The 22,520-nt window shown below is 62.1% G+C and carries 23 protein-coding genes and 1 pseudogene; 16 read left to right on the forward strand and 8 right to left on the reverse strand.

The window, feature by feature from the left end:
• Positions 1 to 41: 41 nt before the first annotated feature.
• Together ABLV52_RS12960 and ABLV52_RS12965 are read right to left on the reverse strand one after the other, a co-directional pair.
• Entirely contained in the window at positions 42 to 434 is a 393-nt protein-coding gene (locus tag ABLV52_RS12960; protein WP_004204205.1) for a RidA family protein, read from the reverse strand.
• A 10-nt stretch (positions 435 to 444) separates the two neighbouring features.
• Positions 445 to 1,884 carry a D-aminoacylase gene (locus ABLV52_RS12965; protein WP_023291858.1) on the reverse strand — a complete coding sequence of 480 codons (1,440 nt, stop codon included), beginning with the start codon at positions 1,882 to 1,884 and terminating at the stop codon, positions 445 to 447.
• Between ABLV52_RS12965 and ABLV52_RS12970 the strand changes: the two genes are divergently transcribed.
• On the forward strand, positions 1,862 to 2,008 hold the full coding sequence (locus ABLV52_RS12970; RefSeq protein ID WP_348890470.1) for a hypothetical protein: 147 nt from the start codon (positions 1,862 to 1,864) through the stop codon (positions 2,006 to 2,008). The two genes, ABLV52_RS12965 and ABLV52_RS12970, sit on opposite strands and share 23 nt — an antisense overlap.
• 76 nt (positions 2,009 to 2,084) lie before the next feature.
• Complete coding sequence (locus tag ABLV52_RS12975) at positions 2,085 to 3,305, forward strand: amino acid deaminase (RefSeq protein ID WP_348890471.1); 1,221 nt, start codon at positions 2,085 to 2,087, stop codon at positions 3,303 to 3,305.
• Positions 3,306 to 3,601: 296 nt separating this feature from the next.
• Here the strand turns inward: ABLV52_RS12975 and ABLV52_RS12980 are convergent, their stop codons facing one another.
• From ABLV52_RS12980 to ABLV52_RS13000, 5 genes are all read right to left on the reverse strand, one after another.
• Positions 3,602 to 4,618 (reverse strand): Ldh family oxidoreductase, encoded by a 1,017-nt coding sequence (locus ABLV52_RS12980; RefSeq protein WP_085551426.1) that lies wholly within the window; start codon positions 4,616 to 4,618, stop codon positions 3,602 to 3,604.
• A gap of 11 nt (positions 4,619 to 4,629) precedes the next feature.
• On the reverse strand, positions 4,630 to 6,231 hold the full coding sequence (locus ABLV52_RS12985; protein ID WP_044525289.1) for an APC family permease: 1,602 nt from the start codon (positions 6,229 to 6,231) through the stop codon (positions 4,630 to 4,632).
• Between the two features lie 15 nt (positions 6,232 to 6,246).
• Positions 6,247 to 7,851 carry an aldehyde dehydrogenase (NADP(+)) gene (locus ABLV52_RS12990; RefSeq protein ID WP_255989595.1) on the reverse strand — a complete coding sequence of 535 codons (1,605 nt, stop codon included), beginning with the start codon at positions 7,849 to 7,851 and terminating at the stop codon, positions 6,247 to 6,249.
• A gap of 14 nt (positions 7,852 to 7,865) precedes the next feature.
• Positions 7,866 to 8,786, reverse strand: coding sequence for a dihydrodipicolinate synthase family protein (locus ABLV52_RS12995; protein ID WP_004204197.1), 921 nt, complete (start codon positions 8,784 to 8,786; stop codon positions 7,866 to 7,868).
• 151 nt (positions 8,787 to 8,937) lie between these two features.
• Positions 8,938 to 9,762 (reverse strand): AraC family transcriptional regulator, encoded by an 825-nt coding sequence (locus tag ABLV52_RS13000; RefSeq protein WP_032455015.1) that lies wholly within the window; start codon positions 9,760 to 9,762, stop codon positions 8,938 to 8,940.
• 310 nt (positions 9,763 to 10,072) lie between these two features.
• Between ABLV52_RS13000 and ABLV52_RS13005 the strand changes: the two genes are divergently transcribed.
• The 4 genes from ABLV52_RS13005 to ABLV52_RS13020 are packed head-to-tail and all read left to right on the forward strand — an operon-like array spanning position 10,073 to position 13,629.
• On the forward strand, positions 10,073 to 11,020 hold the full coding sequence (locus tag ABLV52_RS13005) for a 4-hydroxyproline epimerase (protein ID WP_348890472.1): 948 nt from the start codon (positions 10,073 to 10,075) through the stop codon (positions 11,018 to 11,020).
• Entirely contained in the window at positions 11,017 to 12,126 is a 1,110-nt protein-coding gene (locus ABLV52_RS13010) for an FAD-dependent oxidoreductase (RefSeq protein WP_072414072.1), read from the forward strand. Before ABLV52_RS13005 ends, ABLV52_RS13010 begins: the two co-directional genes overlap by 4 nt.
• A complete protein-coding gene (locus tag ABLV52_RS13015) occupies positions 12,123 to 12,386 on the forward strand; it encodes a (2Fe-2S)-binding protein (protein ID WP_032455020.1) in 264 nt (87 codons plus the stop codon). Before ABLV52_RS13010 ends, ABLV52_RS13015 begins: the two co-directional genes overlap by 4 nt.
• The gene (locus tag ABLV52_RS13020; RefSeq protein WP_348890473.1) at positions 12,367 to 13,629 is read left to right on the forward strand and encodes an FAD-dependent oxidoreductase; all 1,263 of its coding nucleotides are present in this window, start codon (positions 12,367 to 12,369) and stop codon (positions 13,627 to 13,629) included. The genes ABLV52_RS13015 and ABLV52_RS13020 overlap by 20 nt, the downstream gene beginning before the upstream one ends.
• 3 nt (positions 13,630 to 13,632) lie before the next feature.
• On the opposite strand, the gene hpaR is transcribed toward ABLV52_RS13020, so the two are convergent.
• Entirely contained in the window at positions 13,633 to 14,073 is a 441-nt protein-coding gene (hpaR, locus tag ABLV52_RS13025) for a homoprotocatechuate degradation operon regulator HpaR (RefSeq protein ID WP_002887503.1), read from the reverse strand.
• A gap of 64 nt (positions 14,074 to 14,137) precedes the next feature.
• Here hpaR and ABLV52_RS13030 point away from each other — a divergent pair.
• The 10 genes and pseudogenes from ABLV52_RS13030 (at position 14,138) to hpaA (ending at position 22,465) form a co-directional block, all read left to right on the forward strand.
• Positions 14,138 to 14,302 (forward strand): annotated as a pseudogene (locus ABLV52_RS13030) (hypothetical protein).
• A gap of 57 nt (positions 14,303 to 14,359) precedes the next feature.
• A complete protein-coding gene (locus ABLV52_RS13035; RefSeq protein ID WP_348890474.1) occupies positions 14,360 to 14,992 on the forward strand; it encodes a fumarylacetoacetate hydrolase family protein in 633 nt (210 codons plus the stop codon).
• Positions 14,989 to 15,753, forward strand: coding sequence for a fumarylacetoacetate hydrolase family protein (locus ABLV52_RS13040; protein WP_023291852.1), 765 nt, complete (start codon positions 14,989 to 14,991; stop codon positions 15,751 to 15,753). The genes ABLV52_RS13035 and ABLV52_RS13040 overlap by 4 nt, the downstream gene beginning before the upstream one ends.
• Positions 15,750 to 17,216: a 5-carboxymethyl-2-hydroxymuconate semialdehyde dehydrogenase gene (gene hpaE / locus ABLV52_RS13045; RefSeq protein WP_023291851.1), complete on the forward strand. Its 1,467-nt coding sequence runs from the start codon at positions 15,750 to 15,752 to the stop codon at positions 17,214 to 17,216. The genes ABLV52_RS13040 and hpaE overlap by 4 nt, the downstream gene beginning before the upstream one ends.
• 1 nt (position 17,217) lies before the next feature.
• Positions 17,218 to 18,075, forward strand: a complete 858-nt coding sequence (gene hpaD / locus ABLV52_RS13050; protein ID WP_002887492.1) for a 3,4-dihydroxyphenylacetate 2,3-dioxygenase — start codon at positions 17,218 to 17,220, stop codon at positions 18,073 to 18,075.
• Positions 18,076 to 18,084: 9 nt separating this feature from the next.
• Positions 18,085 to 18,465 carry a 5-carboxymethyl-2-hydroxymuconate Delta-isomerase gene (locus tag ABLV52_RS13055; protein ID WP_064158449.1) on the forward strand — a complete coding sequence of 127 codons (381 nt, stop codon included), beginning with the start codon at positions 18,085 to 18,087 and terminating at the stop codon, positions 18,463 to 18,465.
• A 108-nt stretch (positions 18,466 to 18,573) separates the two neighbouring features.
• Positions 18,574 to 19,377: a 2-oxo-hept-4-ene-1,7-dioate hydratase gene (hpaH, locus tag ABLV52_RS13060; protein ID WP_002887487.1), complete on the forward strand. Its 804-nt coding sequence runs from the start codon at positions 18,574 to 18,576 to the stop codon at positions 19,375 to 19,377.
• Between the two features lie 10 nt (positions 19,378 to 19,387).
• Positions 19,388 to 20,185, forward strand: a complete 798-nt coding sequence (hpaI, locus tag ABLV52_RS13065) for a 4-hydroxy-2-oxoheptanedioate aldolase (RefSeq protein ID WP_044525283.1) — start codon at positions 19,388 to 19,390, stop codon at positions 20,183 to 20,185.
• Between the two features lie 21 nt (positions 20,186 to 20,206).
• Positions 20,207 to 21,565: a 4-hydroxyphenylacetate permease gene (gene hpaX, locus ABLV52_RS13070; RefSeq protein ID WP_023291848.1), complete on the forward strand. Its 1,359-nt coding sequence runs from the start codon at positions 20,207 to 20,209 to the stop codon at positions 21,563 to 21,565.
• Between the two features lie 9 nt (positions 21,566 to 21,574).
• Positions 21,575 to 22,465 (forward strand): 4-hydroxyphenylacetate catabolism regulatory protein HpaA, encoded by an 891-nt coding sequence (gene hpaA, locus ABLV52_RS13075; protein ID WP_023291847.1) that lies wholly within the window; start codon positions 21,575 to 21,577, stop codon positions 22,463 to 22,465.
• Positions 22,466 to 22,520: the final 55 nt, after the last annotated feature.

The following is a 22,520-nucleotide window of genomic DNA, read 5'->3' on the forward strand; positions in this document are numbered from 1 at the left end:
AGCGCTCAAAATGACTGTTTATATTTCTGGTTACTAACTTTTTATGCGCGAGAAGCGTTATAACAGGTCACATCCACTTCGACTTTACAATCCACCACCAGGTCCGCTACGCAGCAGATGCGGGCAGGCGGGTTGTCGCCAAAGAACTCGCGGAAGACTTTATTGAAAGACTGAAAATAGCGCGCATCGGTGAGGATCACTTTAACATGCACCACGTCGGCCAGGGTGTAGCCCGCTTCGGTCATGATATCTACGCAGTTCTGAATCGCCAGACGCGACTGGTCGACAATCCCGCCTTCCACCACTTCCCCGTCCTTCATCGGCGTCTGGCCGGAGACGTACAGCCAGCCTCCCGCTTCCACCGCCCGCGCGAACGGCAGGTGCTGCCCGCCGGTACCGGTACCGCCCTCTACGCCATAACGTTTAATACTCATTTTTCACTCCTCAGTTCATTCGGCGGCGCAGGAAACGCCCCGCGCGCCCGATAATCTTTTTGTCGCTGCCGTAGCTCATCACGCCGTTAACCATCACCGCCTCAATACCGTCCGCCGGACGTTTCGGGTCGGAGAAACTGGCGACATCGCGCACCGTCAGCGGGTCAAACAGCACCAGGTCGGCGTAGTAGCCCACTTTTACCAGCCCACGATCCGCCAGCTGGAAGCGCGCCGACGACAGCCCGGTCATTTTGTGGATCGCGGTAGTCAGCGGAAACAGGCGTTCATCGCGGCAGTAGTGGCCCAGGACCCGCGGAAACGCGCCCCACAGCCGCGGATGCGGCATCGGGTCGTTCGGCAGCCCGTCGGAGCCAATCATGGTCACCGGATAACCCAGCACCCGCCGTACGTCCTGCTCGTCCATGTTGTAATAAATAGCGCCTGCCGGCATCAGCCGCGCCGCGGCGTCGTGCAGGCTCACCTGCCATTCATCGGCGATCTGCTGCAGCGTTTTTCCGGCCTGCTCGGGCTGTGCTTCCGACCAGGTGATGACGATATCGAACTCATCGGTGACCTGCTTCATATCCAGCGTCGACGAGCTGGCGGAATAGGGGTAACAGTCGCAGGCGATCTCCTGGCGCTGGCGCATCTCATCGAAGAAAGCCAGCGTCTCCTTCGTGCGACCCCAGTTTTTCGCGCCGGCGCACTTATGGTGCGAGACCACCACCGGCACGTTGCCGTGGCGACCAATACGGAACGCCTCGTCGAGCGCCTCCAGAATCGGCTCGAACTCCGAACGCAGGTGGGTGGTGTAAATTCCCCCCTCTGCCGTCAACTCCTCAGCGAGCGCCATCACTTCTTCGGTGGTCGACTGGAAGGCGCTGGCGTAGGCAAGTCCCGTGCTCAGTCCTAAAGCGCCCTGCCGCAGCGCATCGCGCAACTGTATGCGCATGCCGGCGATTTCCGTCTCGCTCGCCGGGCGGAACAGGTCATCCATATGGTTATTACGCAGCGCGGTGTGCCCAATCAGCGTCCCGACGTTAAGCGAGGGTCGCGCGGCCTCTACCGCATGGGCATAGGCTTCGACGGTGGGATAGATAAAGTGCTGTCGTTCGCCGAGAAGATTCATCGGGTCCGGCACCTCGCCGCGCATGGTGGCGGTTGCCGCGCTGATCCCACAGTTGCCGACGATCACGGTTGTCACCCCCTGGCTGAGCTTAGGCAGATACTCCGGCATGCGGATGACGTTGATATCGTCATGGGTGTGAACATCGATAAAGCCAGGCGCCAGTACCCGCCCTTGACCATCTATCTCCTGCTCCGCCGCGACGTCAAGCGCCGGAGCGATAGCCATTATTCGGTCGCCCTTCACCGCCACATCGGCACGGTATTGCGGCCCGCCGCTCCCGTCGATCACCGTGACGTTTTTGAAAAGCCAGTCAACTTTCATAGCAATTACTCCCTTTCGACATACCGACAAGTTAACCATTTACAAGTGCAAAAAACAGTGGAAAACTACGCAAAACCCAGATCATTTTGTGATACTTTTATTCAAAAGAAACAACAATTATTAATTAAAATCATTATTATAAAATATTTATAACTGATACCCAGCAACTCACCGATTATAAACCCTGAAAGGAAAGTGTTATGAAATACCATTCAGCACCGCTCATTCCGCACAAATCCGCCCTCATGTCCGCGCCGGCTAATCTCCTGGCGGAAGAGGGCTGTCTGCCTGCCGCGCTGCTAAAAAAGTCGGCGCTGGAAAATAATATTTCATGGATGCAGCGCTACGCCGATGCCCGCGGCGTATCGCTGGCGCCGCATGGTAAAACGACAATGACGCCATGGATATTTCAGGCGCAGCAGCGAGCGGGAGCGTGGGGGATTGGCGTGGGCAGCGCCTGGCAGGCCAGCGCGGCGATGGCCAGCGGCATCCAGCGCGTCCTGATGGTCAATCAGCTGGTCGGTAAGGCCAATATGCAGGTGGTCGTGCAGCTAAAAGCCCACTACCGGGCAGTGGATTTTATCTGCTGCGTCGATAGCGAGGCCAACGTGCGCGCCCTCTCCGCGTTCTTCGCCGCCCAGGGGCAAACGCTGGATGTGCTGATTGAACTTGGCGTGCCGGGCGGGCGCTGCGGCTGTCGTAGCGTGGATGACGCGCTGGCATTGGCGCAGCGGGTCAGCGACCTGGCGGGGCTACGGCTACGCGGTCTGGAATTGTATGAAGGGGTCCTGCACGGCGACGATCCGCAACCGCAGGTGGAAGCGCTATTACAACAGGCTGCAGCGCTAGCCTGCCGCATGGAGCCGCTGGTTGACGGCGAATTTATTCTCACCGGCGCGGGCACCGTCTGGTATGACGTGGTGTGCAACATCTGGCTGGCGGCGGCAAAACCGCGCCGCTGCCGTATCGTCATTCGCCCTGGCTGTTATATCACCCACGATCGCGGGATCTACGATCTCGCCCAACAAGCGCTGATCGCCCGCGATCCGATTGCCTGCGATCTCGCCGGCGATCTCACTTCAGCGCTGGAGCTGATGGCAATGGTGCAATCGGTGCCGGAGGCAGATCGCGCGGTGGTGAATTTCGGCAAGCGCGACTGCGCCTTCGACGCCGGGCTGCCGCAGCCGATCGCCCATTATCGTCACGGCCAGCAGTTAGCGCTGCGCGCGGAGTCGATCGTCAGTATCGGCATCATGGATCAGCACTGCATGCTGCGCCTGGCGCCGGGCAGCGATGTGCAGGTCGGCGATATTCTGCTGTTCGGCACCTCGCATCCGTGTCTGACCTTTGATAAGTGGAAGACGTTGCTGCTGGTCGATGACGACTACAACGTGCTGGACGAGCTCGAGACGCTGTTTTGACAGGCATCCCGGGTGACGGCGCTCCGCGCCTTACCCGGGCTACACAACCCGCGACGTTCAGTAGCCCGGCTAAACATAGCGCAAGCCGGAGGATGTCCCGTGTGGCGGCGCTCCGCGCCTTGCCCGGGCTACACAACCCGCGACGTTCGGTAGCCCGTCTAAGCGTAGCGCAAGCCGGGGGATGCCCCGGTGGCGGCGCTTCGCGCCTTGCCCGGGCTACACAACCCGCGACGTTCGGTAGCCCGGCTAAGCGTAGCGCAAGCCGGGGGATGTCCCGGGGGACGGCGATTCGCGCCTTACCCGCCCTGGCGCAAGGCGCAAATCTCATCATGCAATGAACGGCTGATGACGACCCCCTGCTGCTCACTCTGCTGGCGACAGGCGAACCGCCGCTCTCCCGGTAACCGTGCCCCTTGCTCCTGCATCCCTCTGAACAGGGTTTCGGCGCGCGCCAGCTGCTCCTGTGCCTGCGCGCCGAGAAAACGCTGCGGATCCAGCGCCAGAATCAGTTCTCCGCCGTAGGGTAAACCGCCCGCGCCGTTATCCCACGCCAGCGATTCGGCGCTGGTCATATCGCCGATAAGCGGCCCGGCCAGCAGCTCAACCATTGCCGCCAGCGCCGAGCCCTTATGGCCGCCGAAGGTTAACATCGCGCCGTTCAGTACCTCTGTGGCATCGGTAGTCGGCTGCCCCTGGCTGTCGATTCCCCACCCTTCCGGTAGCGCTTTGCCGGCGCGCTGATGCAGCTGGATTTCGCCGCGCGCCGCGGCGCTGGTCGCCATATCAACAATAAACGGCGGCTCCTCCCGCCGCGGCCAGCCAAAGGCGATAGGGTTGGTGCCGAACAGCGGACGGGTGCCGCCCGCCGGGGCGACCCAGGCATGGCTTGGCGTACAGGCCAGCCCCACCAGCCCTGCCTCAGTCAACGGCTCAATATCGGCAAACAACGCGGAAAAATGGACGCAGCGGTTAATCGCCAGCGCCGCAATACCGCTGTGCCGCGCTTTCTCCAGCAGCAGCGGCAGCGCGCGTTCGTAGGCTAGCAGCGAAAAGGCGCCCCCGGCATCCGCCCGCACAATCGCCGGCGCCTGGTCGTGGATCTGCGGCTCGGCATCAGGCGAAACCTTACCTTTACGCAAGGTATCGACAATGCCCAACAGCCGCCACAGGCCGTGGGAAGCGCAGCCGTCGCGCTCCCCGGCAGCCACGTTACGGGCGATGGCCGCCGCGTGGTCGGCGCTGAATCCATTGGCGCTGAGCACCGCCAGCGCCAGGTCATAAGCTTCTGGTAACGATAGAGTTACCGACCCCATACTGTTCTCCTTTACTCTTCTTCGTCTCCGCTAAAATTAGCCTGCGGCAGACAGCTGCGCGCGCCCCAGTAATAAATCCCCAGCGACATCGCCGCCACCAGCACCGTATCCCAGGGGTGACCAATAACATTAAGCCCGCCGAAGCTGCCCAGCCAGGAAAAGAGGATAATCAACGCATAAAAAGCGATCAGCCACAGCGAAGACTTCACCTGCTGCGCCAGGCTCACGGTATGTTCCGGCACCTTGCCTTTGCACATCACATACACCACAAACATCACGATCTGCAGCCCCAGCAGCCACGAGAGCGTATTCCAGCCGGACCAGTAGACGATCAGCGCCGAGACCATAAACGACACCGGGCCGATGATGCCGAAGGCGCGCACGCGGAACGGCCGCGGCAGATCCGGGGCGTTGCGGCGCAGCCCGGCGGCGGTCACCGGGGCGATGGCGTAGCTCAGCACCAGGGCCGCCGACACCACGCTTATCAGCTGTTCCCAGGAGGGGAACGGCAGCGTCCAGAAAATCGACAGCCCAAAGGTCAGCCACAGCGCCGGGCGCGGAATACCGGACGCTTTATCAATATGGGTAAAGGCTTTAAAGAAAGTACCCGCCTTCGCCCAGCCGTAGATCACCCGCGGCGTCGCGTTCATATAGATATTGCCGGTGCCGCTCGGGGAGATGATCGCATCGCTTATCACCATAAAGGCCAGCCAGCCCATGCCGAGGGTAATGGCGATATCGCGATACGGCAGCGAGAACTGTTTGCTCACTTCGGCCCAACCGCCGTTCAGCATCTCGGTGGGGATACTGCCAAGGAACGCCAGCTGCAGCAGCACGTAGATAATCGTCGACAGCACCACTGATAAAATCAACGCGATAGGGATAGTCCGCTGTGGCTTTTGTACTTCGCTGGCCACCGAGATAATCGGCGTCAGTCCCAGATAGGCGAAGATAATTCCCCCGGCGCTGATCGCCGCTTCCACCCCGGACATACCAAACGGCGCAATGCCCTGAGCATGCAGGTTCTCAGGTTTAAAGAAGGCGAACAGCGTGACCACCACCAGCAGCGGCACCAGAAACTTGAGCACGCTGATGAAGTTGTTCGAGCGGGCGAAGGTCTTGACGCTGTAGTAGTTCAGCGCGAAGAAGAAACAGAGCAGCAGGAACTGCACCCCCCACCCCAGCAGCGTCGGCGAGCTGGAGCCCGGCTGGGTCAGCGCCGGAAACCAGGCCGCGGCATATTGCCGGGCGGCGACAATTTCTATCGAGATCAGGCTGGAGAAGGCGATCAGGGTGATGAACCCCAGCAGATAACCCATCAGCTCGCCGTGGGAAAAGACCGGGTAACGAATAATGCCGCCGGCGCGCGGCAGCGCCGCCCCCAGCTCGCAGTAGACAATCCCCAGCAGTAGCACCGCAAAGCCGCCGATCACCCACGACGCGATACCGGCCGGACCGGCAATGGATGCCACATGGCTGGCGGCGAATAACCATCCGGAGCCGAAGATCGCCCCCAGGCCGATAAAGGTGAGGTCGGTCAGGGTCAGCTGTTTTTTAAACTTACCCGACTCCGCAACGCGGGTTTGACTGTTATGCGTAGTGTGAATGGTCATGGTGATGCCCTTGCGTCAATGAGAGGAGGAAATCGCTTCCCGGGTCCACTGGCCGTTGACCAGGCGCAGCAGGTTTAAAGGGTTCGCATCCTGCAGCGCCGGCGGTAACAGGGCGGCCGGCGCATTCTGCAGGCAGACCGGGCGCAGAAAACGCTCAATCGCCCGGCTGCCGACCGACGTCCCGCGCGCATCGGTCGTCGCCGGCCATGGGCCGCCGTGGACCATCGCATCGCACACTTCCACGCCGGTGGGATAACCGTTAAACAGCACCCGTCCGGCCTTCTCGCACAGCAGCGGTAGCAGACTCGCCGCCAGCGGGCCGTCGTCCGCTTCCGCGTGCAGCGTCGCGGTGAGCTGTCCTTGCAGCGCTTTCACCACCGCCTGCAGTTGGGCCGCGTCGTCCACTTCCACCAGCAACGATAGCGGGCCGAAAACTTCGGTCTGGAGCAGCGTATCCTGCGCCAGCAGATCCTCGACCTGAGCCTGCCACAGCTGGGTTTGCGCCTGCCCGGCGCCGGCGGCGAGGCCGCTCGCCAGCCTCTCGATACGCGGATGCGCCGCCAGCGCCGCCACGCCCTGGCGGTAGTGCTGAAGGGTCGGCGCATTGAGCAACACCTGCGGCGCGCAGCCCGCTACCGCCGCGCACAGCGCCGACTTAAAGCGTTCCAGTCCGGCGCCGCGCAGCGCCAGAATCAGTCCCGGACGGGTACAGAACTGGCCGCCGCCGAGGGTAAATGACGCCACCAGCGCGTTCGCCAGCGCCTCGGCCCGCGTCTGCAGCGCCTGCGGCAGAATAATCAGCGGGTTAATCGCCGACATTTCAGCAAACAACGGGATTGGCTGCGGGCGCTGCTGCGCCAGCTGATATAACGCCTTACCGCCGGCCAGCGAGCCGGTAAAGCCAACGGCCTGAATCGCTGGATGGCGAACTAATTCGGCGCCGATATCCGTCCCGAAAATCATATTGAATACGCCGCCGGGTAACCCACACCGCGCGACCGCCCGGACGATCGCGTCAGCGGTCAGCTCGGCGGTGGCCATATGGCCCGCATGGGCTTTCACCACCACCGGGCAGCCAGCCGCCAGCGCCGAGGCGGTATCGCCGCCAGCGGTGGAAAAGGCCAACGGAAAGTTGCTGGCGCCAAACACCGCCACCGGCCCTAACGCCTGCTGATATTGACGCAGGTCCGGGCGCGGCAGCGGCTGACGGTCGGCTAAGGCGGTATCAATACGGGCGGCGAAGGTATCCCCGCGCAGGATCACGCCAGCAAACATCCGCAGCTGGCCGCTGGTTCGCGCCCGCTCGCCCTGCAGCCGCGCCAGCGGCAGCGCGGTCTCCTGTTCGGCGATAGCAAAAAACGCCTCCCCCAGCGCGTCCAGTTCATCGGCAATGGCGCAGAGAAAGTGCGCCCGCTGCTGCGGCGCGGTCTGTGAATAAACGGCAAACGCCTGCTGCGCCGCCTCCGCGGCCTGGGCAGCCTCCGCGCGGGAAGCCGGATAAAAGCGATGGCCGGTGGACTCGCCATCCACCGCCCGCAGGCTCAATAGCGTCGCTTCGCCGCTGGCAACGCGGCGTCCGGCGATAAACTGCCGTCCCGCCGTGGTTTGAGATGCATTCATACTGACTCCTGTGCTCAGAGGCCAACGTCCGGCAGGGCAGGACGAGTCGCCAGCGCCTGTTCCACGATCGCCACCACCTGCTGGCGCGTTTCGCCTTCCAGCGCCAGACGCGGCGGACGGGTCACAGCGCTGCCGCGTCCGAGTAGCTCTTCGCACAGTTTGATGCACTGCACCAAATCCGGACGTGCATCGAGATGCAGCAGCGGCATGAACCAGCGGTACAGCGCCATCGCTTCTTCGTAACGCTGTTGGCGGGCGAGACGGAATAACGTTTCCCCTTCGCGCGGGAAGGCGTTGGACATTCCGGAGATCCACCCTTCCGCGCCGACGGCGATGCTTTCCACCACCACGTCATCCAGCCCGGCAAACAGCACGAAGCGGTCGCCAACGGTGTTACGCAGGTCGATAAAGCGGCGGGTATCGCCGGAGGAGTCTTTAAAGCAGACGATGTTGTCGCAATCGGTCAGGGTGGCGAGAATGTCCGGCGTCACGTCGTTTTTGTAAATCGGCGGGTTGTTGTAGACCATGATCGGCAGGTCGGTGGCAGTGGCCACGCTGCGGAAGTGAGCGGCGGTTTCATGCGGTTTTGAGGAGTAGACCAGCGCCGGCATCACCATGATCCCGTCGACGCCGACGCGCTCCGCCTCTTTCGCCATCTTCTGGGCAAAGGCGGTGGTGAACTCGGCCACCCCGGCGATCACCGGAATTTTGCCGCCGGCGGCATCTTTCGCCACCTCGATAATCTGCAATTTTTCATCAGTGCTCAGGGAGGTGTTCTCCCCTACGCTGCCGCACACCACCAGCCCGGAAACGCCATCTTTGACCAGGTTTTTCATCACCGCGTGGGTGGCGTCTAAATCGAGGGAGTAATCGCTACGAAACTGCGTGCTCACCGCCGGGAATACGCCGCTCCAGTGAATCGCTTTATTGCTCATGCTCGGTTCCTTGTCGTCATTTTGTTAAGTCGATGTGAATGATTGGTGAATATTCACTGACAGATTGACGCGTCGCGGAACCGGCGGCTTGTCGGTTTTCCCTTAATCCGATGACGAAATTAGCACAGTCGACAAAAGTGTGAGCCAGCCGTTATCCCTGCAGCGTCAGGCGAAAATCGCGCGGCGTCGAACCGGTCATCGCTTTGAACTGGCGGCTGAAGGCGCTGTGATCGGTATAGCCGCACTGCAAGGCGATATCGGTAATCGGCGTGTCGCCGGCCAGCAATTCGGTGGCTTTTTCCAGACGCACTTTGTGGATCATCTGCCGCGGCGTGAGATGAAAGATCCGTTTGCAGTAGCGCTCGATCTGCGCAATCGACATCCCGCTCAAGGCGGTCAGCTCTTCCATGGCGATCGGCCGGTGATAGTGGCGGCGGATATGATCGTCGACGATCGCCAGCCGCTGCCACGCCGGATGGCGGGCGTGGGCCTCCTGCAGATCGTGAGAGATCCCGGCCATGCCGATCACCTGTCCGCGGACATCGCGCAGCGCCAGCTTCTGCGTCAGGCACCAGCCGCGTTCCCGGCCATTGTAGAGATGCATTTCCAGCTGGTCGCGCAGGGTCACGCCCTCCCGCAATACCCGAAGATCCTGTTCGGTGTAACCCTGACCCAGCGCGGAAGGAAAGACGTCGGCGGAGGTTTTCCCCAGCAGCGAGGAGACGGTTTTGAAACCGCAGCGGCGGGCCAGCGTCAGATTCGCCAGCAGATAACGCGCTTCGCTGTCTTTGATAAAAAAGACCACGTTGGGGATGGCATTGAGCAGGGGGGCGATCAGCGCCAGGGCATTGAGCAGCGCCGCCATATTCTCCGGCCGCTGGCGCGCCAGCCCTTCGCAGATCTGGCTCAGCTCATCGACCGCCAGCTCCGGTTGATTAACAGCGCGCGGCGGCGCCGCTTCAGAAACACCGATCATAGGGCTTCCTCATGGTAAGTGACCGAAGGATATTTATTCACTTCCTGTTAACACCTCAAGCGGCAACCGCCGGTTTTGCGATCCTGGATCCGCTTTACGCCTTCCCCTGGTTTATCCACTGGCGCAATCGCCACTTTCGGTTTACCACGCCATTAAAAGAATGATAAATAAGAAATAATTATGCGCCACATGAACATCGCCCCGGTGCTATTATGCCGATTTCGTCATTATCTCTGCCGAAAGCGTTCAAGCCGCCCGTCACGGGTTGCGCCAGCATGATGAAACATATTGTTAACTTCCGGAGAGCAGAATGACCGCGCCACGCCCCCCTATTACGCTGAGAGCCATTGATTCACACACCGGCGGCGAACCCACCCGCCTGATCGTTGACGGCTTCCCCGACCTCGGCGGCGGCAGCATGGCGGAGCGTCGCGACCGTTTCGCCCGTGACTTCGATCGCTGGCGTCAGGCGGTGATTCTCGAACCGCGTGGCAGCGATGTGCTGGTCGGCGCGCTGCTTTGCAAACCGGTTTCGGCGGCGGCCACCGCTGGCGTCATTTTCTTCAACAACGCCGGTTTTCTGAATATGTGCGGCCACGGCACCATCGGGCTTATCGCCTCGCTGGCGTGGCTTGGCCGTATCCAGCCAGGCGTTCATCTGATTGAAACCCCGGTCGGCGACGTAAGCGCCACGTTGCACGACGATGGCAGCGTATCGGTGCAAAACGTCCCGGCCCGCCGCTGGAAAAAGCAGGTCCGCGTGGAGACCGCGCGGGGTCCCGTCATCGGCGATATTGCCTGGGGCGGCAACTGGTTTTTCCTGATTAACGATCACCCGTTCGCCATTACCCCGGCGCACATTCCACAGCTCACCGACTACGCCTGGGCGGTGCGCGAGGGGCTGGAGGTCGCGGGGATCCGCGGCGACGACGGCGGCGTTATCGACCATATCGAGCTGTTCGCCGATGACGATGCCGCCGACAGCCGCAGCTTTGTACTCTGTCCGGGAAAGGCCTGGGATCGTTCGCCGTGCGGCACCGGCACCAGCGCCAAGCTGGCCTGCCTGGCGCAGGATGGCAAACTCCAGCCGGGAGCGATCTGGCGCCAGGCCAGCATCATCGGCAGCCAGTTTACCGCCAGCTACCAGCGCGCCGCCGCAGGCATCATTCCAACGATCCGCGGCGAAGCCTGGGTGTGCGGCGATAACCAGTTGATCCTCAACCCGGACGATCCCTTCTGCTGGGGGATCGCGCCGTGAAGCCGTGCGATGTCATCGTGATCGGCGCCGGGATCATCGGCGCCGCCTGCGCGTGGCAGCTGGCGAAGCGGGGGCAGAAAGTGACGCTTATCGATGACGGTCAACCCGGCGCCACGGCGGCGGGTATGGGCCATTTGGTGTGCATGGATGACGACCCCGCCGAACTGGCGCTGTCGGCGTGGTCGCTGGCGCGCTGGCGCGCCATCACCCCGCGGATGCCCGCCACTTGCGCCTGGCGCGGCTGCGGCACGCTGTGGCTGGCGGAAAGCGAAGAAGAGATGGCCGTCGCGGGTGAAAAACAGCGGCGGCTGGCTGGCTATCAGGTCCACAGCGAACTGCAGACCCCACAGCAGATCGCCGGGCGCGAGCCGCTGCTGCGCAGCGGGCTGGCCGGCGGGCTATGGGTACCAGGCGACAGCATCGTCTACGCGCCAAACGTCGCCCGCTGGCTGATGGCCGATGCCGGAGACCATCTCACCTGCCTGCACGACAGCGCGCAGGCGATTACCGAACCGGAGGTGCTGCTCGCCAGCGGCAAACGGCTACAGGCGCGGGCCATCGTGGTGGCCTGCGGCCTGGAGGCCAATACGCTGTTGGCGGAAAACTGGCTGCGGCCCAGGAAGGGTCAGCTGGCAATTACCGATCGCTACGGGCCGCGGGTGCATCACCAGCTGGTTGAGCTGGGCTACGGCGCCAGCGCCCACGGCGGCGGTACCTCGGTAGCGTTTAACCTGCAGCCGCGGCCCACTGGCCAGCTGCTGATTGGCTCTTCGCGCCAGTTCGATAATCGCGAGCGCCAGCTGGATCTCCCCTTGCTGGGGCAGATGCTCGACCGCGCCCGCCATTTTGTGCCGGCGCTGGCGACGCTGAATATCATCCGCTGCTGGAGCGGCCTGCGCGCCGCCTCGCAGGATGGCAATCCGCTGATCGGCCCGCACCCCACGCGCCGCGGTGTATGGCTGGCGCTGGGCCATGAAGGACTGGGGGTCACCACCGCCCCGGCGACGGCTGAGCTGCTGGCGGCGCAGATCCTCGGCGAACGCTGCCCGCTGGCGCCTGAGGCCTGGCTCCCGGCCCGTCTGTACCATCAGGAGGCGATCGCATGAATAGCACGCTCAATATCACTGTCGATGGCGAAGCGCTGACGGTGCCGGAAGGTATCAGCGTGGCGGCAGCGCTGGCGTTGACCGGCGATCCCACCACCCGCCAGGCGGTTAACGGCGACCCCCGCGCGCCGTTTTGCGGCATGGGGGTCTGCCAGGAGTGCCGGATCACCGTCGACGGCCGGCGGGTGCTGGCCTGCCAGACCCTGTGCCGGGCCGGTATGCAAATAGAAAGGAGCCGCTATGTACACGCTGCGCTGTGACATTTTAATCCTCGGCGCCGGCCCCACCGGCATGGCGGCAGCCCTCGCTGCCACCGCCTGCGATAAACAGGTCATTATTCTCGACGATAACCCCGCCCCCGGAGGGCAAATCTGGCGCGCCGGCCCGCAGGCGACGCTGCCCGCCCTGGCCCGGCGCTACCGCGACGCCATCGCCGCGTCTGCCGCCATCCGGGTGGTGAACGGCGCGCGGCTGATTGCCCGCCCCTCCGCGCGCAGCGTGCTGTTTGAAACCGCCGACGGCGGTGGCGTGGTTTACTGGCAGAAACTGATCCTCTGCTGCGGCGCGCGCGAGCTGTCGCTGCCCTTTCCCGGCTGGACCTTACCCGGCGTGACCAGCGCGGGCGGCCTGCAGGCACAGATCAAACATGGCCTGTCGCTGAAAGGCGAAAAAGTGGTGATTGCCGGCAGCGGCCCGCTGCTGCTGGCGGTGGCGGATACGGTGAACAAGGCCGGAGGCCAGGTAACGAATATCGTTGAGCAAGCGCCGCTCCCGGCGCTGCTGCGCTTCGCCAGCGGGCTGTGGCGCTGGCCGCAGAAGCTGCGCCAGTTAGCGACGCTGGCTCCGAAAGGCTATCTTAGCGGCGCCCAGGCGATCCGCGCCCACGGCGCAACGCGGCTGGAAGCCGTGACGCTGCGCCAGCGCGGCGTCGAGCGGACTGTCGCCTGCGATCGGCTGGCTATCGGCTACGGGCTGGTGCCCAATATCGAGACGGGGCTGCTGTTCGGTTGCGCCACGGCGCAGGAGGCGATCCAGGTTAACCGCTGGCAGCAGACCAGCCTCGCGGATATTTACGCCGCCGGGGAGTGCACCGGTTTCGGCGGGAGCGAGCTGGCGCTGGCGGAGGGCGAAATCGCCGGGTATGCCGCCGCCGGGGCCAGCCAGCAGGCCCAGGCGTTATTTGCCCGTCGCGCCCGCTGGCAGCGCTTCGCCACGGCCATCAACCGCACCTTCCGGCTGGCGGAGTCGTTGAAAAACGCGGCGACGCCGGAGAGCCTGCTGTGCCGTTGCGAAGATGTGCGCTGCGGCGATGTGGCAGCCGCCGACGACTGGCTACAGGCCAAGCTTACCCAGCGCTGCGGAATGGGCGCCTGTCAGGGGCGCACCTGCGCCGCCAGCGCCCGCTGGCTGTATGGCTGGCCGCTGCCGCAGCCGAGAGAGCCGCTGTCTCCCGCCCGTGCGGAGACGCTTATTGCCCTCGCCAGGCTGAGCGCCGAGCCGTAACCGCTACTCTTCTTCATCACCGCGCCCGGCAGGGACGCCAAGCGCAATAAACTCCTCCAGCAGCGAGGTCAGTTGCTGCAGCTTTTCCGTAGTGAACTGAGCCTCCAGCAGGCGATAGGTTTCTTCCACCTCCGCCTGGGCGCTTTCGTACAGCGCGGTTCCGGCAGGCGTCAGCGAGACGTACAGCTTGCGCTGATCGTTAACCGGCTTCAGCCGCAGCACCAGTCCATCCCGCTCCATGCGCGTCAAAATCCCGGTCAGACTGGGGCGCAGAATACAGGCGCGAAAAGCCAGATCGTGAAAGTCCATCGACGGACGTTCGGCGAGGATACGCACGATCCGCCACTGCTGTTCGGTGAGATTGTGTCGTTTGACGATCGGTCGAAAGTAGGCCATCGCCGCTTCACGCGCCTGCAACAAGGCGATGGTTAATGAATCATGCATAGTATCCCCTCAACGGCCTCATCTAAAACTTATTAACAACTTAATAATTAGCTTTAATCCTGCCATGTACAACCGGTTTCTGCACCTGAAAAGTACCAGCCTTTCCACGAAAAATATTCAACTATTTGATTAATAACGAATAAGTTATTGATGTGTAAATATTGTGTTAATCAGATCACAAAACATTCACTTCCAGTTGCTAAACCTCATCGCAAAGCATAAAAGATGATCATTAATATATTAACGAAATCCCTTTGAACCGAAATCAGTCCCAGAGGAGTGGTGAATGAAAGGTACCATCTTCGCCGTTGCGCTCAATCATCGCAGCCAGCTCGACGCCTGGCGCGAGGTGTTTCAACAGGCCCCCTACAAAACGCCGCCGAAAACCGCGGTCTGGTTTATCAAGCCGCGCAATACCGTGATTGGCGATGGCGAGGCGATCCCCTATCCGCAGGGCGAAACCGTGCAAAGCGGCGCCACCGTGGCGCTGATTGTCGGCAAAACCGCGCGCAAGGTGGCGGCGGAAGAGGCGGCGAACTATATCGCCGGCTACGCGCTGGCGAACGATGTCAGCCTGCCGGAAGAGAGTTTTTATCGCCCGGCGATCAAGGCCAAGTGCCGCGATGGTTTCTGCCCCGTCGGCGCGCTGTCGCCGGCGCGCAACGTCGATAACCTGACCATCATCACCGAAATCAACGGCCGCGAAGCGGACAGCTGGCATACCGGCGATCTGCAGCGTAACGCCGCGCAGCTGCTGAGCGCCTTGAGCGAGTTCGCCACCCTCAATCCCGGCGACGCGATCCTCATCGGTACGCCCCACTCCCGCGTTACGCTGCGTCCCGGCGATCGCGTACGCATTCTCGCCGAGGGCTTCCCGGCGCTGGAAAACCCGGTTGTCGCAGAAGGAGAGCTGGCATGAAACAGGCACGTATTGAATGGCAGGGACAGGTACGCGATGCGGTGGTCGATGAACGCGACCAGGTGCGCCTGGACGATGGCACGGTATTGAAAGAAGGTGAATTCCGCTGGCTGCCGCCCGCCGACGGCACGCTGTTCGCGCTGGGGCTGAACTACGCCGACCACGCCAGCGAGCTGGCGTTTAAGCCGCCAACCGAGCCGCTGGTGTTTATCAAAGCGCCAAACACCTTTACTGGCCACCAGCAGCAGTCGGTACGCCCGGATAACGTGGAATACATGCACTACGAAGCCGAGCTGGTGGTGGTGATCGGTAAAACCGCCCGCCGCGTCAGCGAAGCCGAGGCCATGGACTATGTCGCCGGCTATACCGTCTGCAACGACTACGCGATCCGCGACTATCTGGAAAACTACTACCGGCCAAACCTGCGGGTGAAAAGCCGCGACACCCTGACGCCGATCGGCCCGTGGATCGTCGGCAAAGAGGCGATCCCGGATCCGCATAATCTGGCCCTGCGCACCTGGGTCAACGGCGAGCTGCGCCAGCAGGGCACCACCGCCGATCTGATCTTCAGCATCCCGTTTCTCATCGCTTACTTAAGCGAATTTATGACCCTGCAACCGGGCGACATGATCGCCACCGGCACGCCGAAAGGGCTGTCCGACGTGGTGCCAGGCGACGAGGTGATCGTTGAAGTCGAGGGCGTGGGCCGCCTGGCCAACCATATCATCAGCCAGCAAGCGTATGAGGAGACACTGTCATGAAAAAGATTAACCATTGGATCAACGGTAAAAACGTTGCCGGCGCAGACTATTTTCATACCACCAACCCGGCCACCGGCGAAGTGCTGGCGGAAGTCGCCGCCGGCGGTGAAGCCGAAGTCCATCAGGCGGTAGCGGCGGCGAAAGAGGCCTTCCCGAAGTGGGCTAACCTGCCGATGAAAGAGCGCGCGCGTCTGATGCGCCGCCTCGGGGATCTGATCGACCAGAACGTCCCGGAGATCGCGGCGATGGAAACCGCCGATACCGGTCTGCCTATCCACCAGACCAAAAACGTGCTGATCCCGCGCGCCTCCCACAATTTCGAGTTTTTCGCCGAAGTGTGCCAGCAGATGAACGGTAAGACCTATCCGGTCGACGACAAGATGCTGAACTACACCCTGGTGCAGCCGGTGGGCGTCTGCGCGCTGGTGTCGCCGTGGAACGTGCCGTTTATGACCGCCACCTGGAAGGTGGCGCCGTGCCTGGCCTTGGGGAATACCGCGGTGCTGAAGATGTCCGAGCTGTCGCCGCTGACCGCCGACCGTCTGGGCGAACTGGCGCTGGAAGCGGGTATTCCGGCGGGGGTACTGAACGTGGTGCAGGGCTACGGCGCGACGGCGGGCGATGCGCTGGTACGCCACCATGACGTGCGCGCGGTATCGTTTACCGGCGGTACCGCCACCGGGCGCAACATCATGAAAAATGCCGGGCTGAAAAAGTACTCCATGGAGCTGGGCGGCAAATCGCCGGTGCTGATTTTCGAAGACGCCGATATTGAGCGCGCCCTCGACGCCGCGCTGTTCACCATCTTCTCGATCAACGGCGAACGCTGCACCGCCGGCTCGCGCATTTTCATTCAGCAGAGCATCTACCCCGAGTTCGTTAAACGCTTCGCCGAGCGCGCTAACCGCCTGCGCGTCGGCGATCCAACCGACCCGAACACCCAGGTCGGCGCGCTGATTAGCCAGCAACATTGGGAGAAAGTCTCCGGCTATATCCGCCTCGGCATTGAAGAAGGGGCGACCCTGCTGGCCGGCGGCGCGGATAAACCGTCCGACCTGCCGGCGCATCTGAAAGCCGGCAATTTCCTGCGCCCGACGGTGCTGGCGGATGTCGACAACCGCATGCGCGTCGCGCAGGAAGAGATTTTTGGCCCGGTCGCCTGCCTGCTGCCGTTCAAAGACGAGGCGGAAGGGCTGCGCCTGGCGAACGATGTGGAATACGGCCTGGCGTCGTATATCTGGACCCAGGACGTCAGCAAAGTGCTGCGTCTGGCGCGCGGTATTGAAGCCGGGATGGTGTTCGTCAACACCCAGAACGTCCGCGACCTGCGTCAGCCGTTCGGCGGCGTGAAGGCCTCCGGCACCGGCCGCGAAGGCGGCGAGTACAGCTTTGAAGTGTTCGCCGAAATGAAAAACGTCTGCATCTCGATGGGCGACCATCCGATCCCGAAATGGGGAGTCTGATATGGGTAAGTTAGCGTTAGCAGCAAAAATCACTCACGTGCCGTCGATGTACCTGTCTGAGCTGCCGGGGAAAAACCACGGCTGCCGCCAGGGCGCTATCGACGGGCATAAAGAAATTGGCAAGCGCTGCCGGGAAATGGGCGTCGATACCATCATCGTGTTCGATACCCACTGGCTGGTCAACAGCGCCTACCACATCAACTGCGCCGACCATTTCCAGGGCGTCTACACCAGTAACGAACTGCCGCACTTTATTCGCGACATGACCTACGACTATGACGGCAACCCGGAGCTGGGTCAGCTCATCGCCGACGAGGCGGTGAAGCTCGGGGTACGCGCCAAAGCGCACAATATTCCGAGCCTGAAGCTGGAGTACGGCACCCTGGTGCCGATGCGCTACATGAACAGCGATAAGCACTTCAAGGTGGTGTCCATTTCCGCCTTCTGTACCGTTCACGACTTTGCCGACAGCCGCAGGCTGGGCGAAGCGATCCTCAAAGCCATTGAGAAATATGACGGCACCGTGGCGGTGCTGGCCAGCGGCTCGCTGTCGCACCGCTTTATCGACGATCAGCGCGCCGAAGAGGGGATGAATAGCTACACCCGCGAGTTCGATCATCAGATGGATGAGCGGGTGGTGAAGCTGTGGCGCGAGGGCAAATTTAAAGAGTTCTGCACCATGCTGCCGGAGTACGCCGACTACTGCTACGGCGAAGGCAACATGCACGACACGGTGATGCTGCTTGGCCTGCTGGGCTGGGATAAATACGACGGCAAGGTGGAGTTTATCACCGAGCTGTTCGCCAGCTCCGGCACCGGCCAGGTTAACGCCGTGTTCCCGCTGCCGGCGCAGGCGTAAGGAGGCCCCATGCCACATTTTATCGCCGAATGTACCGACAACATCCGCGAGCAGGCCGATCTGCCTGGGCTGTTCGCCAAAGTCAACGAGGCGCTGGCCGCTACCGGCATCTTTCCGATCGGCGGGATCCGCAGCCGTGCCCACTGGCTGGATACCTGGCAGATGGCCGACGGCAGGCAGGATTACGCCTTTGTCCATATGACGCTGAAGATCGGCTCCGGGCGCAGCCTGGAGAGCCGTCAGGACGTGGGAGATATGCTGTTCGCGCTGATCAAATCCCACTTCGCGGCGCTGATGGAGAGCCGCTACCTGGCGCTGTCGTTCGCCATGGAAGAGCTCGATCCGACGCTGAACTACAAACAGAACAACGTGCACGCCTTATTTAAATAACGTGCAAATTGCCCGGCGGCGCTGCGCTTACCGGGCCTACAGCGGCCATGAATTTGTAGGCCGGATAAGCGAAGCGCCATCCGGCAATACAATGCCACAGGAATCACTATGCTCGATAAACAGACCCGAACCCTGATTGCCCAGCGGCTGAATCAGGCCGAAAAACAGCGTGAACAGATCCGCGCGATCTCGCTGGATTATCCGTCGATCACCATTGAGGACGCCTACGCCGTACAGCGCGAGTGGGTCGAGATGAAGATCGCCGAAGGCCGCGTACTCAAAGGCCACAAGATCGGCCTGACCTCAAAAGCCATGCAGGCCAGCTCGCAGATCAGCGAGCCGGACTACGGCGCGCTGCTTGACGATATGTTCTTCCACGACGGCAGCGATATCCCCACCGACCGCTTTATCGTTCCGCGTATCGAAGTCGAGCTGGCGTTCGTGCTGGCCAAACCGCTGCGCGGCCCGAACTGCACCCTGTTTGATGTCTACAACGCCACCGACTACGTGATCCCGGCGCTGGAGCTGATTGACGCCCGCTGCCACAACATCGACCCGGAAACCCAGCGCCCGCGTAAAGTGTTCGACACCATTTCCGATAACGCCGCCAACGCCGGGGTGATCCTCGGCGGCCGCCCGATCAAGCCCGACGAGCTGGATCTGCGCTGGATCTCCGCCCTGCTGTATCGCAACGGCGTGATTGAGGAGACCGGCGTCGCCGCGGGGGTGCTCAATCACCCGGCCAACGGCGTGGCCTGGCTGGCCAACAAACTGGCGCCGTACGATGTCCAGCTCGAAGCCGGGCAAATCATCCTCGGCGGCTCCTTCACCCGTCCGGTCCCGGCGCGCAAGGGCGATACCTTCCACGTCGACTACGGCAACATGGGCGCCATCAGCTGCCGCTTTGTCTGAGGAGAGCAACATGAACAACGCTTTTAAAGCGGCGCTTAAGGCCGGGCGCCCGCAAATCGGCCTGTGGCTGGGGCTGTGCAGTAGCTACAGCGCCGAACTGCTGGCCGGCGCCGGCTTCGACTGGCTGCTGATCGACGGCGAACACGCGCCCAACAATGTGCAAACGGTGCTGACCCAGCTTCAGGCCATCGCCCCCTACCCCAGCCAGCCGGTGGTCCGCCCGTCGTGGAACGACCCGGTACAGATCAAACAGCTGCTGGATATCGGCGCGCAAACCCTGCTGGTGCCCATGGTGCAGAACGCCGACGAAGCGCGGCTGGCGGTCAGAGCCACCCGCTACCCGCCCGCCGGCATTCGCGGCGTCGGCAGCGCGCTGGCCCGCGCCTCGCGCTGGAACCGGGTGCCGGATTATCTTCACCAGGCCAACGACGCCATGTGCGTCCTGGTACAGATTGAAACCCGCGAAGCGCTGAAAAATCTGCCGCAGATCCTCGATGTCGACGGGGTGGATGGCGTGTTTATCGGCCCGGCGGACCTCAGCGCCGATATGGGCCATGGCGGTAATCCGCAGCACCCGGAAGTGCAGGCCGCCATTGAACAGGCCATCCAGCAAATCCGTCAGGCCGGTAAGGCGCCGGGGATCCTGATGGCCAATGAAGCGCTGGCGAAGCGCTATCTCGAACTGGGCGCGCTGTTCGTCGCCGTCGGCGTCGATACCACCCTGCTGGCGCGTGGCGCAGAAGCGCTGGCGGCCCGTTTTACCCACACCGCAACGACCACAACCGATAACAATAAATCCGTCTATTGAACGGATAATGTGGAGCGCAACATGACTACCTCTACCCTGCAACACAATGATAATAAAGCCGTTGAAGTAGAAAACCGGGTGATCAAAAAGCTGTTCCGCCGCCTGATTACCTTCCTGTTTGTTCTCTTTGTTTTCTCATTTTTGGACCGCATTAATATCGGCTTCGCCGGCCTGACGATGGGCAAAGACCTTGGCCTGACCTCCACCATGTTCGGCCTGGCGGCGACGTTGTTCTACGTCACCTACGTGCTGTGCGGGATCCCCAGCAATATCATGCTGGCGAAAGTCGGCGCGCGCCGTTGGATCGCCGGAATTATGGTGGTCTGGGGGATCGCCTCGACCTGCACCATGTTCGCCACCAGCCCGCATACGCTGTACATCCTGCGCATGCTGGTCGGCATCGCCGAGGCTGGTTTTCTACCGGGCATCCTCGTCTATCTGACCTGGTGGTTCCCGGCCTACCATCGCGCCCGCGCCAACGCCCTGTTTATGATCGCCATGCCGGTGACCATGATGCTCGGCTCGATACTTTCCGGCTATATTCTGGCGCTCGACGGCCTGTGGAACCTGAAGGGCTGGCAGTGGCTGTTTCTGCTGGAAGGCCTGCCGTCGGTGGTGCTCGGCGTCGTCACCTGGTTCTTCCTCAACGACACGCCGGATAAAGCCAACTGGCTCGATAGCGAAGAAAAACAGGCGCTGAAGGCGATGATCGATCGTGAACGGGAAAATGCGGCGGTCGTTCCGGCTTCGCCGCGTTCCACGCTGCGCGAAGTCCTGACGCCAGCGGTGCTGATGTATACCCTGGCCTACTTCTGCCTGACCAATACCCTGAGCGCCATTAATATCTGGACGCCGCAGATCCTGCAGAGCTTCAACACCGGCAGTAGCAACATCATGATTGGCCTGCTGGCGGCGATCCCGCAGTTCTGCACCATTTTCGGCATGATCTGGTGGAGCCGCCGCTCCGACCGGCGCAAAGAGCGCAAGATGCATACCATCCTGCCCTACCTGTTCGCCGCGGCGGGTTGGCTGCTGGCTTCGGCAACTCACCACAGCCTGATCCAGCTGATCGGCATTATTATGGCTTCGGTGGGATCCTTTACCGCGATGGCCATTTTCTGGACCACCCCGGATCGGGTGATCAGCCTGCAGTCGCGCGCGGTGGCGCTGGCGGTGATCAACGCCATCGGCAACGTCGGCTCTGCCGTCAGCCCGCTGTTGATCGGCATTTTGCGCGATACCACCGGCAGCTTTAGCTCCGGGCTGTGGTTTGTCGCCGGGCTACTGATTGTCGGCGCGCTGGTGCTCACCCGCATTCCAATGAGCCAGCGTGAGGACGCCGCCGCCGCGCCGGGCTTAGCGGCGCAGAAAGGCCACTAAGGAGCGGGTATGTGCCAGCATTCCATCGCCAATATCGATATCAATAAAGATTACGACGAGAGCCTGGGCACCGAGGAGGTGCACTATCAGTCGTTTTCCCGCATGGCGGCCTTTTTTGGCCGCGACATGCAGGCGCATCGCCACGACCGCTATTTCCAGATGCACTATCTTGATACCGGGCAGATTGAGCTGCAGCTTGATGACCATCGCTATTCGGTGCAGGCGCCATTGTTTGTGTTAACGCCGCCCTCGGTGCCGCACGCCTTTATTACCGAGTCCGATAGCGATGGCCATGTGCTGACGGTGCACGAAGAACTCATCTGGCCGCTGCTGGAGGTGCTCTATCCCGGCACGCGGGAGACCTTCGGCCTGCCGGGGATCTGCCTGTCGCTGGCGGATAAACCCGACGAGCTGGCCGCGCTGGCCCACTACTGGCAGCTGATCCGCCGGGAATCCACTGCCCAGTTGCCGGGGCGCGAGCACACCCTGGCGCTGCTGGCGCAGGCGGTCTTTACCCTGCTATTGCGTAACGCAAAGCTCGACGATCACGCCGCCAGCGGCATGCGCGGCGAGCTGAAGCTTTTCCAGCGCTTTAACCAGATGATCGACAGCCACTACCATCAGCACTGGACGGTACCGGATTACGCCAGGGAGCTGCACCTGACCGAATCGCGGCTGACCGATATCTGTCGCCGCTTTGCCAACCGTTCGCCCAAACGGCTGATATTCGACCGCCAGCTGCGCGAGGCGAAGCGCCTGCTGTTGTTCTCCGATAGCGCCGTCAATGAGATAGCCTGGCAACTGGGGTTTAAAGACCCCGCTTATTTTGCGCGTTTTTTTAGCCGCCAGGTCGGCTGCTCGCCCAGCAGCTACCGGGCGCAAAAAGTACCGGTATCGTAATTCCCCGCTGGCGCTGCGCCTGCCGGGCGATGGTCCACAGGTCGGTTCAGCGCCG

Origin of the sequence: Klebsiella sp. GB_Kp056 (assembly GCF_040064755.1) — a bacterium.
Lineage (GTDB): Bacteria > Pseudomonadota > Gammaproteobacteria > Enterobacterales > Enterobacteriaceae > Klebsiella > Klebsiella quasipneumoniae.